Source organism: Tessaracoccus caeni, assembly GCF_029211185.1.
Classification (GTDB): domain Bacteria; phylum Actinomycetota; class Actinomycetes; order Propionibacteriales; family Propionibacteriaceae; genus Arachnia; species Arachnia caeni.
This window is the reverse complement of the sequence record NZ_JARGDO010000001.1, coordinates 282,772-299,779: the sequence shown is the minus strand read 5'-3', so window position 1 is coordinate 299,779 and position 17,008 is coordinate 282,772. Positions and strand designations below refer to the sequence as shown.

General features: G+C 66.6%; 10 protein-coding genes. 6 read left to right on the top strand and 4 right to left on the bottom strand.

Annotation, left to right across the window (positions count from 1 at the left end; translation table 11 throughout):
* Positions 1 to 101 precede the first annotated feature (101 nt).
* The 4 genes from rpsL (at position 102) to tuf (ending at position 4,543) form a co-directional block, all read left to right on the top strand.
* A complete protein-coding gene (rpsL, locus tag P0D62_RS01395) occupies positions 102 to 473 on the top strand; it encodes a 30S ribosomal protein S12 (protein WP_275700822.1) in 372 nt (123 codons plus the stop codon).
* Positions 473 to 943 (top strand): 30S ribosomal protein S7, encoded by a 471-nt coding sequence (gene rpsG / locus P0D62_RS01390; protein ID WP_275700821.1) that lies wholly within the window; start codon positions 473 to 475, stop codon positions 941 to 943. The genes rpsL and rpsG overlap by 1 nt, the downstream gene beginning before the upstream one ends.
* Positions 944 to 1,056: 113 nt before the next feature.
* Positions 1,057 to 3,105 (top strand): elongation factor G, encoded by a 2,049-nt coding sequence (gene fusA, locus P0D62_RS01385; RefSeq protein ID WP_406708208.1) that lies wholly within the window; start codon positions 1,057 to 1,059, stop codon positions 3,103 to 3,105.
* Between the two features lie 238 nt (positions 3,106 to 3,343).
* The gene (gene tuf, locus P0D62_RS01380; protein ID WP_275700819.1) at positions 3,344 to 4,543 is read left to right on the top strand and encodes an elongation factor Tu; all 1,200 of its coding nucleotides are present in this window, start codon (positions 3,344 to 3,346) and stop codon (positions 4,541 to 4,543) included.
* Positions 4,544 to 4,768: 225 nt separating this feature from the next.
* Here tuf and P0D62_RS01375 read toward each other — a convergent pair whose 3' ends face one another.
* Entirely contained in the window at positions 4,769 to 6,451 is a 1,683-nt protein-coding gene (locus P0D62_RS01375) for a glutamine--tRNA ligase/YqeY domain fusion protein (protein WP_275700818.1), read from the bottom strand.
* A gap of 145 nt (positions 6,452 to 6,596) precedes the next feature.
* On the opposite strand from P0D62_RS01375, the gene gltX reads away from it, so the two are divergent.
* Positions 6,597 to 7,985, top strand: a complete 1,389-nt coding sequence (gltX, locus tag P0D62_RS01370) for a glutamate--tRNA ligase (protein ID WP_406708207.1) — start codon at positions 6,597 to 6,599, stop codon at positions 7,983 to 7,985.
* A gap of 80 nt (positions 7,986 to 8,065) precedes the next feature.
* On the opposite strand, the gene P0D62_RS01365 is transcribed toward gltX, so the two are convergent.
* The 3 genes from P0D62_RS01365 to P0D62_RS01355 form a co-directional block, all read right to left on the bottom strand.
* The gene (locus P0D62_RS01365; protein ID WP_275700816.1) at positions 8,066 to 9,802 is read right to left on the bottom strand and encodes an NAD-dependent malic enzyme; all 1,737 of its coding nucleotides are present in this window, start codon (positions 9,800 to 9,802) and stop codon (positions 8,066 to 8,068) included.
* Positions 9,803 to 9,938: 136 nt separating this feature from the next.
* Complete coding sequence (locus tag P0D62_RS01360; RefSeq protein WP_275700815.1) at positions 9,939 to 12,110, bottom strand: hypothetical protein; 2,172 nt, start codon at positions 12,108 to 12,110, stop codon at positions 9,939 to 9,941.
* Entirely contained in the window at positions 12,107 to 14,389 is a 2,283-nt protein-coding gene (locus P0D62_RS01355; RefSeq protein WP_275700814.1) for an Ig-like domain repeat protein, read from the bottom strand. The genes P0D62_RS01360 and P0D62_RS01355 overlap by 4 nt, the downstream gene beginning before the upstream one ends.
* A 348-nt stretch (positions 14,390 to 14,737) precedes the next feature.
* Here P0D62_RS01355 and pflB point away from each other — a divergent pair, with 348 nt between their 5' ends.
* A complete protein-coding gene (pflB, locus tag P0D62_RS01350) occupies positions 14,738 to 17,008 on the top strand; it encodes a formate C-acetyltransferase (RefSeq protein ID WP_275700813.1) in 2,271 nt (756 codons plus the stop codon).

The following is a 17,008-nucleotide window of genomic DNA, read 5'->3' as shown; positions in this document are numbered from 1 at the left end:
CTCGTATGAAACCCCGGGAAACGGTGACCCCGGCTTCAGGCGAGGGGAGTTGCACGCCAGGGATACCCATCCACTCAGCAAAACGAAAGTGATGCCTACAGGTGCCAACTATTCAGCAGCTGGTCCGCAAGGGCCGGACCGACAAGGTCTCCAGCAATAAGACCCCCGCGCTCAAGGGTTCTCCTCAGCGCCGGGGCGTGTGCACGCGTGTGTACACCACCACTCCCAAGAAGCCCAACTCGGCGCTGCGTAAGGTTGCGCGTGTTCGCCTGAGCTCGGGCGTCGAAGTCACCGCTTACATCCCGGGCGTCGGCCACAACCTGCAGGAGCACTCGATGGTGCTCGTGCGTGGCGGTCGTGTGAAGGATCTCCCCGGCGTTCGTTACAAGATCATCCGTGGCTCCCTCGACACCCAGGGTGTCAAGGGTCGCAAGCAGGCTCGTAGCCGCTACGGCGCCAAGAAGGAGAAGTAATGCCTCGCAAGGGTCCGGCGCCGAAGCGCCCCGTTATCGCTGATCCCGTTTACGGCTCGCAGCTGGTCTCCCAGCTCGTCAGCAAGATCCTGCTCGACGGCAAGAAGACCGTCGCTCAGGGCATCGTCTACAACGCTCTCGAGGGCACCCGCGAGAAGACCGGCAACGATCCCGTGCAGACGCTCAAGCGCGCCATCGAGAACGTGAAGCCGTCCATCGAGGTCAAGTCGCGTCGCGTCGGCGGCGCCACCTACCAGGTGCCGATCGAGGTCAAGCCCGCCCGCCAGACCACGCTCGCCCTGCGCTGGCTGGTCAGCTTCTCCCGCGCTCGTCGTGAGAAGACCATGACCGAGCGTCTCATGAACGAGATTCTCGACGCCTCCAATGGCCTGGGCGCTTCCGTGAAGCGTCGTGAGGACACGCACAAGATGGCCGAGGCCAACCGGGCCTTCGCGCACTATCGCTGGTGATGTAGCGCCCCCGCGCCCTGCCAAGGGCCGGGGGCTCTCACCTGTCTATTGCAAAAAGACTTCAAAAGGACTGCACAGTGACCGACCTGAACAAGGTTCGCAACATCGGCATCATGGCGCACATCGATGCCGGCAAGACCACCACCACCGAGCGCATCTTGTTCTACACGGGCAAGAGCTACAAGATCGGTGAGGTCCACGACGGCGCCGCCACGATGGACTGGATGGAGCAGGAGCAGGAGCGTGGTATCACCATCACGTCGGCCGCTACCACCTGCTTCTGGCACGACACCCTGATCAACATCATCGACACCCCGGGACACGTCGACTTCACCGTCGAGGTGGAGCGCTCGCTGCGCGTGCTCGACGGTGCCGTCGCCGTGTTCGACGGCGTGGCAGGCGTGGAGCCCCAGTCGATGACGGTGTGGCGTCAGGCCACCAAGTACGGCGTGCCGCGCATCTGCTACGTGAACAAGCTGGACCGCACCGGTGCCTCCTTCGATCACGTGGTCAAGACCATCCGTGAGCGCCTGAACACCGACCCGGTGCTGCTGCAGCTTCCGATCGGCGCCGAGGGCGACTTCCTCGGTGTCGTCGACCTGGTCGAGATGCGTGCGCTCACCTGGCGCGGCGAGACCAAGATGGGCGAGGACTACGAGGTCGAGGAGATCCCGGCCGAGCTCCAGGAGGCCGCTGAGGCCGCCCACATGACCCTGATCGAGCGCGTCGCCGATGTCGACGACGAGATCATGGAGATGTACCTGGAAGGCGAGGAGCCCTCGGCCGAGCAGATCAAGGCCGCCGTCCGCAAGGGCGTCATCAGCAACACCTTCACCGCGGTGGTCTGCGGCACCTCGTTCAAGAACAAGGGCGTCCAGCCCCTGCTCGACGCGGTGGTCGCCTACCTGCCGTCGCCGCTCGACGTGCCCGCCATCGAGGGCTTCAAGCCCGGCGACGAGTCGGTGGAGCTCACCCGCAAGCCGTCCGACGACGAGCCGCTCTCGATCCTGGCCTTCAAGGTGGCCGCGGATCCGCACCTCGGCAAGCTGACCTTCGTGCGCGTCTACTCCGGCGTGCTGCAGGCCGGCTCGCAGGTGCTCAACGCCACCAAGGGTCGCAAGGAGCGCATCGGCAAGATCTACCAGATGCATGCCAACAAGCGCGAGGAGATCCCCTCGATCGGCGCCGGCATGATCTGCGCGGTGATGGGCCTCAAGGACACCACCACCGGTGAGACCCTGTGCGATCCCAGCAACCCGATCGTGCTCGAGTCGATGACCTTCCCGGCCCCCGTGATCGAGCAGGCCATCGAGCCCAAGACCAAGTCCGACCAGGAGAAGCTGTCCAACGCGATCCAGCGCCTGGCGGAGGAGGATCCCACCTTCCGCGTCCACACCGACGAGGAGACCGGCCAGACCATCATCGCCGGCATGGGCGAGCTGCACCTGGACGTGCTCATCGACCGCATGCGCCGTGAGTTCAAGGTCGTCGCCAACATCGGCAAGCCCCAGGTGGCCTACCGCGAGACCCTGCGCCGCCCGGTGCAGAAGGTCGAGTACACGCACAAGAAGCAGACCGGTGGTTCCGGTCAGTTCGCCCGCGTCATCATCGACCTGGAGCCCACCGAGCCGGGCTCGGGCTACGAGTTCGTCAACGCCGTCACCGGTGGCCGCATCCCCCGCGAGTACATCCCTGCGGTGGACCACGGCATCAAGGAGGCCATGCAGTTCGGCGTGCTCGCCGGCTACCCGGTCGAGAACATCAAGGTGACCCTCACCGACGGCGCCTACCACGACGTCGACTCCTCCGAGCTGGCCTTCAAGCTGGCCGGCGCGCAGGCCTTCAAGGAGGCCGCTCGCAAGGCCGACCCGGCCATCCTGGAGCCGATGATGGCCGTCGAGGTCACCACACCCGAGGATTACCTCGGCACCGTGATCGGCGACCTGAACTCCCGTCGTGGTCAGATCCAGGCGATGGACGAGCAGCACGGCAACCGCGTCGTGCGGGCCCTCGTGCCGCTGTCCGAGATGTTCGGCTACGTGGGCGATCTTCGCTCGAAGACCTCGGGTCAGGCGTCGTACTCCATGGAGTTCGACTCCTACGCCGAGACGCCGCGCAACATCATGGACGAGATCGTCGCCAAGGCCCAGGGCCGCGACTGATCTCTCGCCGTGATCGCTGAGTGAGGGGCCGGGTGGACATTCCACCCGGCCCCTCACTCTTTGTCCCCGGTTGTCCCCAGATCGCCCGTTCTCGAATTGACTCGTGGGGCGTGGGGGGTAGAGTTGGTGGGGCTTGCGCTTGTGCAGTAAAATCAGGCGCTGTACCCGCGCGTCTTGTGCGGGAAGACCCGAAGCACGCCTCGCAATCCCGCGTGGCGAGATCCTAGAAGGAGCCCTCGTGGCAAAGGCCAAGTTTGAGCGGACCAAGCCGCACGTAAACATCGGCACCATCGGACACGTCGACCACGGCAAGACCACTCTGACCGCGGCGATCACGAAGGTGCTGCACGACCGCTACCCGGAGTGGAACGCTGTCTCGGCGTTCGACCAGATCGATAAGGCGCCCGAAGAGCGTCAGCGCGGCATCACCATCTCGATCGCGCACGTCGAGTACCAGACCGAGGCGCGCCACTACGCGCACGTTGACTGCCCCGGCCACGCCGACTACGTCAAGAACATGATCACCGGTGCGGCCCAGATGGACGGTGCGATCCTCGTTGTCGCCGCCACCGACGGCCCGATGGCTCAGACCCACGAGCACATCCTCCTGGCTCGCCAGGTGGGCGTGCCCGCGATCGTCGTCGCCCTCAACAAGTGCGACATGATCGACGAAGAGGACGCCGACCTGATCGACCTGGTCGAGATGGAGCTGCGCGAGATCCTCTCCGCTCAGGAGTTCGACGGCGACGAGCTGCCGATCGTGCGCGTTGCGGCCTTCCCGGCCCTGAACGGCGACGAGAAGTGGGCCGACTCGATCATGGAGCTCATGACCGCTGTCGACGAGTACATCCCGCAGCCGGCGCGTGACACCGAGAAGCCCTTCCTGATGCCCGTTGAGGACGTCTTCACGATCACCGGTCGTGGCACCGTCATCACCGGTCGTATCGAGCGCGGCATCGTCAAGACCGGCGAGGTCGTCGACATCATCGGCATCCGCGAGCAGAAGCAGTCCAGCACCGTCACCGGTGTTGAGATGTTCCGCAAGATCCTCGACGAGGGTCGCGCTGGCGAGAACGTCGGCCTGCTGCTCCGTGGCACCAAGAAGGAAGACGTGGAGCGCGGCATGGTCGTCATCAAGCCGGGTTCGACCACCCCGCACACCGACTTCGAGGCCAACGTCTACGTGCTGAACAAGGAGGAGGGTGGCCGTCACAAGCCGTTCTTCTCGAACTACTCGCCCCAGTTCTACTTCCGTACCACGGACGTGACCGGCGTCGTTCAGCTGCCCGAGGGCACCGACATGGTGATGCCCGGTGACAACACCGAGATGACCGTCCACCTCAACAAGCCGATCGCAATGGAGGAGAACCTCAAGTTCGCCATCCGTGAGGGCGGCCGCACCGTGGGCGCCGGCAACGTCACCAAGATCATCAAGTGATCTGACTGAGCTGACAAGCTGAAAGAGGGCCAGGTGGGATTTCCCACCTGGCCCTCGCTCTTTGAGGTGCGGAGGCTCCGGGCGAGTGGTTGCTGAGGTGTGAGCGAAGCGAACCTCGAAGTACGAGCCCCGAAGCCGTAGCCTCGAAGAGAGCGACGGTGCCTAGGGGCTTTGGTCAGGACTGTTCCTCGGCCACCGGTCGCTTCGAGGCTCCTTCGTCGCACCTCAACGACCGGAGCGCTTCTGGATGGCGGCCCATTCGTCGCGGAGGCCGACGGTGCGGTGGAAGAGCGATGGGGTGCGGGTGTCGGCGGCGAAGTAGCCGAGGCGCTCGAACTGCACCACGTCGCCGGGCTCGGCCTCGGCCAGGATCGGCTCGGCGTAGCAGCGCTCCAGCGACTCCACGGAGTGGGGGTTGAGGTCGTCGTCGGCGTTCCCGGTTGCGGCTCCCGGCAGTTCCGTGGAGTACAACCGGTCATACAGCGCGGCAGAGACCTCCACCGCGTGCGGGCGCGAGACCCAGTGCATCGTCGACTTCACCTTGCGGCCGTCGGGGGAGTTGCCGCCCTTGGACTCGGGATCGTAGGTGGCCAGTACCTCGACGACGTTGCCGTCCTCGTCCTTGACCACGTCGGTGGCGGTGACGAAGTAGGCGCCGCGCAGGCGGACCTCGCGGCCGGGGGACAGGCGGAAGTACTTGGGGGCGGGAACCTCCATGAAGTCTTCCTGCTCGATCCACAGCTCGCCGGTGAAGGGCACCAGACGAGTGCCGTCGTCGGCGTTCTCCGGGTTGTTCGCCACCTCGAAATGGTCGACGACCGGCGCGCCGCTGTCGTACGTCGGCCAATTGGTCAGCGTGAGCTTGAGCGGCTTCAGCACGGCCATCCGGCGCAGCGCCGTCTTGTTCAGCTCGCGTCGCACGTAGGACTCGAGCGCCTCGATGGCCTGGCGGGTGTTGGTGCGGGTGGTGCCGATCTCGCGGCAGAAGGCGCGCAGGGCGGCCGCCGGATAGCCGCGTCGACGCATGCCGCGCAGGGTGGGCATCCGGGGGTCGTCCCAGCCGTCCACGACGCCGTCGGCGACCAGCTTGGCCAGCCGACGCTTGGAGGTGACCGTATGCGTCAGCTCCAGCCGGGCGAACTCGATCTGGCGCGGGGCGTCATCCACCTCGAGCTGAGCCAAGAACCAGTCGTAGAGCGGGCGGTGCGAGTCGAACTCGAGGGTGCACACCGAGTGCGTGGTGCCCTCGATGGCGTCGGACTGGCCGTGCGCCCAGTCGTAGGTGGGGTAGATCAGCCACTCGTCGCCGGTCTGATGGTGATGCAGGCGGCGGATCCGGTACATCACCGGGTCGCGCATCTGCATGTTCTCGTGGGCCATGTCGATCTTGGCGCGCAGCACGCGGGAGCCGTCGTCGAACTCCCCGGCGCGCATTCGGCGGAAGAGGTCGAGGTTCTCCTCGATGGAACGGTCGCGGTACGGGCTGTTGGTGCCGGCCTCGGAGAAGCTGCCGCGGGTGGCGGAGATCTCCTCGCCGGTCTGGTCGTCGACGTAGGCGAGGCCCTTGCCGATCAGGAGCTCGGCCCACTCATACAGCTTCTGGAAGTAGCCCGAGGCGTAGCGCACCTCCGACGGGGTGTAGCCGAGCCAGGCGATGTCCTCGAGGATGGCAGCCACGAACTCCTCGTCCTCGGCGGCCGGGTTGGTGTCGTCGAAGCGCAGCACGCAAGTGCCGCCCAGATCCTCGGCGATGCCGAAGTCCATCACGATGGCCTTGGCGTGGCCGATGTGCAGGTAGCCGTTGGGCTCCGGTGGGAACCGGGTCTGCAGCCGCTGGTAGCGCCCGTCGTTCAGATCGGCGCGCACAGCGTCGTAGATGAAGTTGGAGGGCATAACGGCTTCGGTCATGGCGACATGTTAGCGGGGTTCCGGGGCTCAGCCATTTCGGGGCAACCCGACTAGAGTTGGGGCCACTATGACTGAAGCGCTCACCCCTGCTCGTACCCGTGTTGCCCCGTCGCCGACCGGAGATCCGCACGTCGGAACCGCGTTCATGGCGCTGTTCGATCTGGCCTGGGCCAGGAAGACCGGCGGGAAGTTCGTGCTGCGGATCGAGGACACCGATCAGGCTCGCCTGGTCCAGGGCTCCGAGCAACAGATCTACGACTCGCTGGCCTGGCTGGGGCTCAACCCCGACGAGGGGCCGCACGTCGGGGGCCCGTACGAGCCGTACCGCCAGTCGGAGCGGGTGGACACCTACCGCCCATACGTCGAGCAGCTGATCGAGGCGGGCCACGCCTACTACTGCTGGTGCTCCTCCGAGCGCCTCGCGGAGCTGCGAGCCGAACAGAACGCGCAGAAGCTGTCGGTCACCGGCTACGACCGGCTGTGCGTCGGCAAGACCCGGGAGGAGCGCGAGGCGCTGCCCGGCTTCACCGACCGCCCGGTCGTGCGGATGCTGATCCCCGACGATGCCCCGCTCACCTTCGACGACATCATCCGCGGCGAGGTCAAGGCGCCCCGTCCCGACGATCAGGTGATCCTGAAGGCTGATGGCTTCCCGACCTACCACATGGCGGTCGTCGTCGACGATCACCTGATGGGCATCAACACCGTCGTGCGCGGTGAGGAGTGGATCAGCTCGACGCCCAAGCACGTGCTGCTCTATCAGTGGCTCGGCTGGGAGGCGCCGGCGTTCGCGCACATGCCGCTGCTGCGCAACACCGACAAGTCGAAGATCTCCAAGCGCAAGAACCCCGCCGCCCGGCTGATGTGGTTCAAGGAGGAGGGCTACCTGCCCGAGGCCGTGGTGAACTTCCTTCAGCTGCTGGGCTACGCCGGCGACGAGGAGCACGAGGTCTCCAGCTTCGACGAGTTCGTCGAGCGCTTCTCGTGGTCGAAGGTGAACACCGTCGGCCCGATCTTCGACCTCAAGAAGCTGGACTGGTTGAACGGGCACTATATCCGCACCTTGTCGGCCGACGAACTGGCCGCGCGGATCGCAACCTTCGCGTCGGACACCGGCCAATGGAGCGATCCGTCCGAGCGCGATCTCGACGTGCTACGCCAGGCTGTGCCGATCATCCAGGAGCGCCTGGTGGTGCTGAAGGACGCGCTGCCGCAGCTGGACTACCTGTTCGCTGCCGACGCGGATCTCGTCCTGGATCCGGCCGCCGTCGAGGCGCTGGCCGACAATGCCGCCGAGGTGCTCGACGCCGCCATCGCCGTGACCGAGTCGGTCGCCCTGGATGCTGCCTCCATCCAGACGGGTCTGCGGGAGCGCATCGTCGAGGGCCTGGGCATCAAGCCCAAGTTCGCCTTCGCCCCGATCCGGGTGGCCATCTCCGGCCGTCGGGTGTCGCCGCCGTTGTTCGAGTCGATGGAGATCCTGGGCCGCGAGTCTTCGCTCGCCCGTCTCAAGGCCCTGCGCGAGCGTCTATAACGCCAACTGAGATTTTTCGACGGTAACTGCCGCTTATTGGCCGAGCTCGGCCAATAAGCGGCAGTTACCGTCGATTCCTCTCACTCCTCCGGCAGCTCGTCCTCGATGATCAGCTCGGGGTAGACCGGACGCCACATGGCGTCGAAGACTTGATCGACGGGGTTGGTCAGCGGCTGCTCGGCCACGCCGTCGCGGGCGGCTGCTTCGGCGACGGCGATGGCCACGGTGGCGGATACGTGACGGAGATCCTTGATGGCGGGCAGCAGCGACTGGCCGGGCTTGTTCACCTTCACGAGCGAAGCGACGGCTTCGGCGGAGGCGGCGATCATGGCGTCGGTCACCCGGTTGGCCCGGCACACCGCGACGCCCAAACCGATGCCGGGGAAGACCAGCGCGTTGTTGGCCTGCGCGATCTGGTAGGTCACCTCGTCGCGGGTGACTGGGGCGAACGGCGAGCCGGTGGCGATCAGTGCGCGTCCGTCGGTCCAGTCGAGCAGATCGCTGGGGGTGGCCTCCGCGAGGGAGGTGGGATTGGACAGCGGCATGATGATCGGCGACACGACGTGTGAGGCCATGTCTCGGACGATCGCTTCGGTGAAGGAGCCCGGCTGGCCCGAGGTGCCGATCAAGACCGTGGGATGCACGTTGCGCACGATGTCGGCCAGCTTGTAGCCGCCCGGCGCGTCGGTGGACCAGCCTGCCAGCTCGTCCATCGGGTGCGCGTAGGGCAACTGGAACTCGCGGAATCGCATCGCGGGATCGTCGGTGACGAGACCCCGGCTGCCGGTCACCCAGAAGAGGCGGCGAGCCTGCTCATGGCTGAGGCCGGACTCCTTGACCACGAGATCGACGAGCAGGTCGGCCACGCCGATGCCTGCGGTGCCGCCGCCGTGGATCACGAAGCGCTGGTCCGCCAGGCGTTCGTTCTTCGAGTGCACGGCGGACAGCACGGCGCTGGCGACGACGGCCGCGGTGCCCTGGATGTCGTCGTTGAAGGTGCAGATCTCGTCGCGATAGCGGGAGAGCAGCCGGTGCGCGTTGTCGGCCCCGAAGTCCTCCCAGTGGATCATCGCGCGGGGGAAGAGCGACGTCGCGGCCTTCACGAACGCGTCGACGAAGGCGTCATAACGGTCGCCCCTGACCCGGCCATGGCGGGCGCCGAGGTAGAGGTCGTCGTTGAGCAGGCGCAGGTTGTCGGTGCCCACGTCGAGCACCACCGTGAGCATGCGATCGGGATCGAGTCCGCCGGCCGCCGTATACAGCGACTTCTTGCCCAGACAGATCTGGATGCCGCCCACGCCCTGATCGCCGATGCCCAGGATGCCTTCGGAATCGGTGACGACGATGATGTCGACGTCCTCCGGGCCGAGGCCGGATGAGCGCAGCGACTGCTCGACGAGGTCGGGGCGGTCGATGTTGAGGAAAGTGCCGCTCATCCGCTGGTACCACATGCTGAACTCGGTGATCGCCTCCCCGATGGTGGGGGTGTAGACGATCGGCATGAGCTCCTCGATGTGCTCGCTCAGCAGCCGGTAGAACAAGACGGTGTTGCGTTCGCGGAGTGCCTGCAGGTAGGCGAACCGCTCCAGAGGGGTGTGCTCGCCCTGCAGTCGCGCCCAGCCGCGCTGAAGTTGGGCGGAGAGCGGGGTGACATTGCTGGGAAGCAGGCCCACCAGGCCGAGCTTCTCCCGCTCCTCATGGGTGAAGGCCGTGCCTCTATTGATCCTGGGATGGCGCAGGATGTCCTTGCCTCGCGCGTTGATCCTGACCTTCGATCCGTGGCTGCCCCGTAGCACCTCGTATTCGCGTTTCGCCATGCACGTCAGAGTAGTGGTCGTCTTTTCCGCCCAGAGTCGGGGGCCTCCGTAGCTCGGCAGCCGGGCGTCGACGAGGAAAAGGCCGGCGGCGGTCGGGGCCAGAAGCCCCGGCCGCCACCGTGATGATATGCCTCTGCTAGGTGACCTTTGCGGTCGCCTTGGAGGTCTTGGTGACCTTCGAGTAGCCGGACTTGGCGCCGGTCACCTTGAGGGTGACCTTCTTGCCCTTGACCGAGCTGGACAAGGTGAGGGTCTTGCCGGTCTTGCCCTTCAGGGCCTTGCCGTTGGCGTACCACTGGTAGGACAGTGTGGTGCCCTTGGTCCAGGTGCCGGCCTTGGCGGTGAGCTTCTTGCCGACCTTCGCGGTGCCGCTGATCTTCGGCGTGGCCGAGGTCAGGGTTCCGGTGGCGACCTTCGCGGTGGCCTTGGAGGTCTTGGCGACGGTGGTGTAGCCGGAGAGCTTGCCGGTGACGGTGACGGTGATCTTCTTCTTCAGATCGCCGGCCGTCAGGGTGTAGCTCGACTTCGTCGCACCCTTGATGGACTTGCCGTCTCGCTTCCACTGGTAGGTGAGCTTGGTGCTCTTGGTCCAGGTTCCTGCTTTGGCGGTGAGCTTCTTGCCGACCTTCGCGGTGCCGCTGATCTTCGGCGTGGCCGAGGTCAGCGCGCCCTTGGTGACCTTCACCGACGACGACGTGGCGCTCGCGGCGGTGTAGCCCGACTTGGTGCCGGTGACGGTCACGCTGATCTGCGCGCCCGAGTCGCTGGAGGTCGCCAGGTAGCTGGACTTGGTGGCGCCCTTGATGGCCTTGCCGTCGCGGTTCCACTGGTAGCTCACCGCGTCGGGGGAAGGCTGCCATGAGCCCTTCGCGGTGAGGGTCTTGCCGACCTTCGCGCTTCCGGTGATCGTCACGGACGCGACCGTGAAGGTGGACTGCGGCGCCACGACCACTGACGTGGCCGCCACGTTGGTGCCGTCGCTCGCCAGCGCGCGGAATGTCCCGGCGCTGGAGGGAGCGGTCACCGAACCGGACACCGCGCCGGACGCGTCGGCTCGTAGAGTGCCGGCCGAATGCGAGCCCAAGGTGACCTGCACGTCGGCGTTCGCGGTGAAACCGGAACCCACGACGGCGATCGAGCTGCCGACCGAACCTTCCGCGACGCTGATGGCGGGAGCTGTGTCGCTCACCGTCAAGGTCGGGGCGATGCGGGAGATGGGCTGGTCGTTGATCACGCCGGTCGGCGGGAGCAGGCAGGACAGGCCCACGTTGAACCCGACCGTGACGGCGTCGGCGATGGTCGTCGGCAGCGTCACCGTGCCGCTGGCCGCGCCCTTCGCGTCGGTCTGGATGCAGGCGAGCACCTGCTCGCTGACCACGACGGCCACCTTCTGCGCGGCGCCGCCCACGCCGATGTATCCCGTCAAGTCGTAGGCGATGGTGCCGCCGGGGCGCACCACGGAGGTCACGACGGTGGCGGTGGGCGGTGCGACGACGGTGAAGGGGACGCTGACGGCCTCTCCACCCGTGCCGATGCGCAGGACCTGGGCGCCGAGCGCGATGTCGGCCGGGAGTGCGAGACGTGCCGACGCGGGCAGGCTGCCCTCGGCGTCCGTCGTGACCGTCGTGCTGATGGATGTACCCACGACGGCGACCTCAAGCGCCTGGTTCGGGGCGAAGTCCTCGCCGCGCAGAGTGACCTGCGCTCCGGGCCGGAAGATCGTCCCTGCCTGGAAGACGTTGGTCGGGCTGGTGAGGCCGAGCTCCGCCTTCCGCTGGGCGACCGTGAACGGCACCTGGAAGGTGATCGGGTTGGTGAGCCGGTCGCCCGTCGACGTGAAGAAGGCGCCGGACAGAATGCGGAGCCAGTGCTGCCCGTTGCCGAGCGGTCCTGCGGCCGTCAAGCCGGAGGGGGCCGTGAGCGTGCCGCTGAACGTGCCGGTCTCGTGGTGCGTGACGAACCAGTACTTGGCCTCGCTGGCGGGCGGCACACTCGGGTTCGCGGGGAAATGGGCGTCCGTGCCGCCGACGGTCCAGGCGGGCCCGTTGTCGAAGTCGTAGGGGCGCACCGCGACCAGCGGGTCGCCGGTGCTGCCCTGGATCGGCGTGAAGCCGGTGCCCGAGATCTGGATGGTCTCGCCGGGCTTGATCTTCGTCGAGCTCAGCGTGATCGTGGCTCCGGAGACCGCGTCGGTGATGGTGACGGGGCCCGCAGCATGCACAGGGGCGGCCCCGAGAACGAGGCCGCCCATGGCGAGGGCTGCGGCGACGAGCGCCGCAACCCCCACCCGGAGTGATCGGGTTGTCACTTGGTGACCTTCAGCTTGGCCGACGCCGAGGACGCCGCCACCTCGGAGCTACCGCCGTAGTTCACCTTGATGGTGTGCGTCTTGACGGAGAGCTTCGGCAGCTTCACCTTGACGGTGCCCTTGTCGGACGCCTTCACCTTCACGGTGGCGACCTTCTTGGAGCCGTCGTAGACGGTGACGGTGCCGGTGGGGGCGTAGCCCTTCGGCGCGCCGCTCGCGGCCAGCTTCACGGTGACGGTGGCCTGCTGCGACTTCTTGACGGTCGACTTCGAGAGCTTGACCGACGTCTTCGAGGCAGCCTTGGCAACCTTCACCTTCGCGGTAGCCGAGGAACCGGACACGGAGGAATTGCCGGCGTAGGTGGCTTTGATGGTGTGGGTCTTGGCGGAGAGCTTGGGCAGCTTGACCTTGACGGTGCCCTTGTCGGCCGCCTTCAGAGTGGCGGTGGCGATCTTCTTGGAACCGTCGTACACGGTGACGGCGCCGGTGGGCACGAAGCCCGACGGCGTGCCGGGAGCGGCGACCTTGATCGTCGCCGTCGCCTGCTGGACAGCAGATGCCTTCGAGACCGAGACGGTGGACGAGGTGGACGCCTTGGTGACGGTGAAGCTGCTGCTTCCCTCCGAGCCCTTGACACCCACGCCATCGGCGACCTTGGCGGTCAGGGTGTGCGAACCCGGCTTCAGGTCGCGCGGCAGGTCGACGGTTGCGGTGCCGGAGGCGCCGACCGAGACGGACGACAGCGCCGCACCGTCAAGGGCCACATCGACGGTTCCCGCCGCCGCCTCGCCGGCCACAGCGAGGGTGATCGATGCGGTGTTGGCAGCGCCGAACGGCGCGCTCGCCGCGCCCGCCTGCACGGCGACCGCGGACGCGGCGGGCGTGAAGTCGAGGGTGACGAGCTGGGCGTCGCCGTTGCCATAGCCGGCGGCGACCACCTGGTAGCCGTTGCCGATGGTGGTGATGCCCCACAGGTAGTCGTCGGCGCCGCCGAAGTCGATCGCCTTAGCGGTACCCGGCGTGCCGTCGGGGAGCGTCAGCGTGACGAGCGCGTCGGACGTTCCGCTGGTGCCGCCGATGCCGACGATGCGGCCGTCGGGCAGGATGGTGTGGTCGCGATGGCGGTCGCCGCTGTTGTTGCCGTCCTCACCCATGTGGTAGCCGACGAAGCCACGATCGCCCCATGCGGTGTTCAGGGAGCCGTTGGGCTTGAGGCTGAACAAGACGGCGTCGACGCTGTTGCCGGCGGCGGCGCCGGTGCGCCCGCCCTGGTAGCCGTAGGCGCTGACGATGTAGTTGCCGTTGGCGTCCTTGTGCAGGCCGTAGGCCTCGGCGAACCCGCCCTTGCCGCCGGGGTAGGCGGTGGCGAGCCCGTCGTTGCCCCATGAGGCGTCAGGGGTGCCGTCGGGCGTGAACTTCTGGATGAAGGGCTGGTTGTTCATGCCGACGTTCGCGTAGGAGCCGGTGAAGAACGAGCCGTCGTCATCGAGAAAGCCGCGGCGGAGGTTGTCGCTGAACGGGGTCTCGATGCTGGCGACGCCGCCGTCGCCGAAGGAGGTGTCGAGCTTGCCCGCGGAGGTGAACTGGATGGCGGCCGCGTCGCGCCCGGTCCGCGTGCCAGCGGAGTCGGTGCCGATCGAGGCCGCGATGATCGCCTTCTGGTTGGGCCGGACGAAGATGTCCCACCCGGCCGCGTCCGGGATGGCGTTCCCGCCCGCGGGGTTCACGCCGTCGCCGAACGAGATCCGGGTCCAGCCGCCGGTGCCGTAGCTGCGGTCCAGCGCGCCGCTGGGGTGCACGCGGGCGACGAAGATGTCGGTGTCGACGGCGCTCGCGGCGGTCGACTGATCGCCCTCGATCTCGCCGACGATGAGCAGGCGGTCGAGATTGTCGACAGCCACGCCCTTCACCGTCTCCTTGCCGCCGGGGTTGGTGGTGACGGCCTCGTGGAACTCGCTGACGAGGTCGATCACAGCGCGACCGTCGGTGCCGAAGCTGGTGTCCAGCGTGCCGTCGGCATTGGCCTTGGTGATCAGAAGCGCGCGGTTGGTGCCGGAGACCACCTGGTAGCCGACGTTGTAGGTGCCGCCGTCGGGGGCAGCGACGATGCCGTTATAGGCGTCCGCGACGTCGGAGGCACCGTGGTTCGTGATGATCGGGGTGATGTCGGGGCCGGCGGCCGAGGCGCTCAGGGGCGAGGCGGTCAGGGCCAGGCAGCCGAAGGTGGCGGCAGCAGCGGCCAGGCCCTTCGAACGCCGTGACGTTCCGGTACGCGTCATGTCTCTCCTTGAATGAGGTAAGGCTTGCCTAAACAGGCTCTAGGAAGGCTAGGGAACGAGGCGCTCCGGGGCGATCCCCAAATTTAGGGACGTCTCCGTTGTGTAATCCGTTCGCGAGGTATGCCTAGCGGCGGCCATGCCTCTCCAGGTGTCCGCCATGACGCTTTATGCAGTTATGGAACCCAAGATTATTGGATTAACCCTACGCAATGTAGTATCAAGCCAGGCGCCGGCGACATCGCAGGGCAACGTGGGTCGATGGGGAACGTCGGGAGTTCCTCAGCGAAGCGTCGTCAACAGCGGTGCACTTGTGCAGCCGAGCAGGAGATCTTTCTATTTAGGAGCACGATGACCGCCTCGTTCCTCACCCGCGACGACACCCTCCGTGAAGACCCCTGGGAAGGCTTTGCCCCCGGCGAGTGGCAGGAGAGGGTCGATGTCCGCGAGTTCATCCTCGCCAACTTCACCCCCTACACCGGCGACGCCGGCTTTCTCGAGGGCCCGACGGCCAAGACCCTCACCGTGTGGGACACGCTGCAGCGCGAGTTCCTGAGCGTCGAGCGGGCCAAGCGGGTCTACGACGTCGAGACCCACATCCCGGGCGACATCGACGCCTTCCCCGCCGGCTACATCTGCGAGGACGACAACGTGATCGTCGGCCTGCAGACCGATGTGCCGCTGAAGCGCGCGATGATCCCTGCCGGCGGCTGGCGCATGGTCGAGACCGCGATCCGCGAGGCCGGACTGGAGCCCGACGAGCGGGTCAAGGAGATCTTCACCAAGTACCGCAAGACGCACAACGAGGCGGTCTTCGATATCTACACCCCGCGCATCCGCGCCGCTCGCAGCTCGCACATCATCACCGGCCTTCCCGACGCCTATGGCCGTGGGCGCATCATCGGCGACTACCGTCGCGTCGCGCTCTACGGCGTCGACCGGCTGATCCAGGCCAAGCAGGCCGACAAGGACGCCGTCAACGAGCTGCCGTTCAGCGAGGAATGGGCGCTGTACCGCGAGGAGCACGCCGAGCAGATCAAGGCGCTGAAGAAGCTGAAGAACCTCGGCACCAGCTACGGCTTCGATCTGGGCCGCCCGGCCCGTAACTTCATCGAGGCGGTCCAGTGGACCTACTTCGCCTACCTCGCCGCCGTGAAGAGCCAGGACGGCGCCGCCATGAGCATCGGCCGCCTCTCGGGCTTCTTCGACATCTACGCCGAGCGTGACATGGCCGCCGGCCTGCTCACCGAGGCCGAGGCGCAGGAGGCCATCGACGCGATGGTCACCAAGCTGCGCATCGTGCGGTTCCTGCGCACCATCGACTACGACCAGATCTTCTCCGGGGATCCCTACTGGGCCACCTGGTCCGACGGCGGCTTCGCCGAGGACGGCCGCACGCTGGTCACCAAGACCTCGTTCCGGCTGCTGCAGACCCTGCGCAACCTCGGCCCCGCGCCCGAGCCCAACATCACCATCTACTGGGATCCCGCGCTGCCCGAGGGCTACAAGGAGTTCTGCTCGCTGATCTCCATCGAGACCTCAGCCATCCAGTACGAGTCCGACGCCGCGATCCGCGCCCACTGGGGCGACGATACGGGCATCGCCTGCTGCGTCTCGCCCATGGCGATCGGCCGTCAGATGCAGTTCTTCGGCGCGCGTCTGAACAGCGCGAAGGCCCTGCTTTACGCCATCAACGGCGGTCGCGACGAGATGACCGGCAAGCAGATCGTCCAGGGCTATGAGCCCATCACCGGCGACGGCCCGCTCGAGTTCGACACCGTCTGGGCGAAGTACGACGCCATGCTCGACTGGGTGGTCGGCACCTACGTCGAGGCGCTCAACATCATCCACTACTGCCACGACCGCTACGCCTACGAGGCCATCGAGATGGCGCTGCACGATGACTTCATCGTGCGCACCCTCGGCTGCGGCATCGCCGGCCTGTCGATCGTCGCCGACTCGCTATCGGCCATCAAGTACGCCACCGTCACCCCGGTGCGCGACGATTCCGGCCTGGTGATCGACTACATCACCGAGGGCGAGTTCCCCCGCTACGGCAACGACGACGACCGCGCGGACGAGATCGCCAAGCGGGTGGTCAAGACCGTCATGGACAAGATCCGCAAGCTCAAGCTGTACCGCGACGCGATCCCCACCCAGTCGGTGCTGACGATCACCTCCAACGTGGTCTACGGCAAGAACACCGGCTCGTTCCCGTCGGGGCATCGCGCCGGCACCCCGTTCGCCCCGGGTGCCAACCCGGAGAACGGCGCTGATACGCACGGCATGATCGCCTCCATGATGAGCGTCGGAAAGCTGGAGTACGACGACGCCCTCGACGGCATCTCGCTCACCAACACCATCACGCCGCCGGCGCTCGGCCGCACGGAGCAGGAGCGGATCACCAACCTCGTCGGCATCCTCGACGCCGGAATGGGGGAGGGGCTCTACCACGCGAACATCAACGTGCTGAACCGCGATACCCTGCTCGACGCGATGGACAATCCCGAGAAGTACCCGCAGCTGACCATCCGCGTCTCCGGCTACGCGGTGAACTTCGTCAAGCTGACGCGGGAGCAGCAGCTCGACGTGCTGTCGCGGACGTTCCACGAGTCCGTCTGA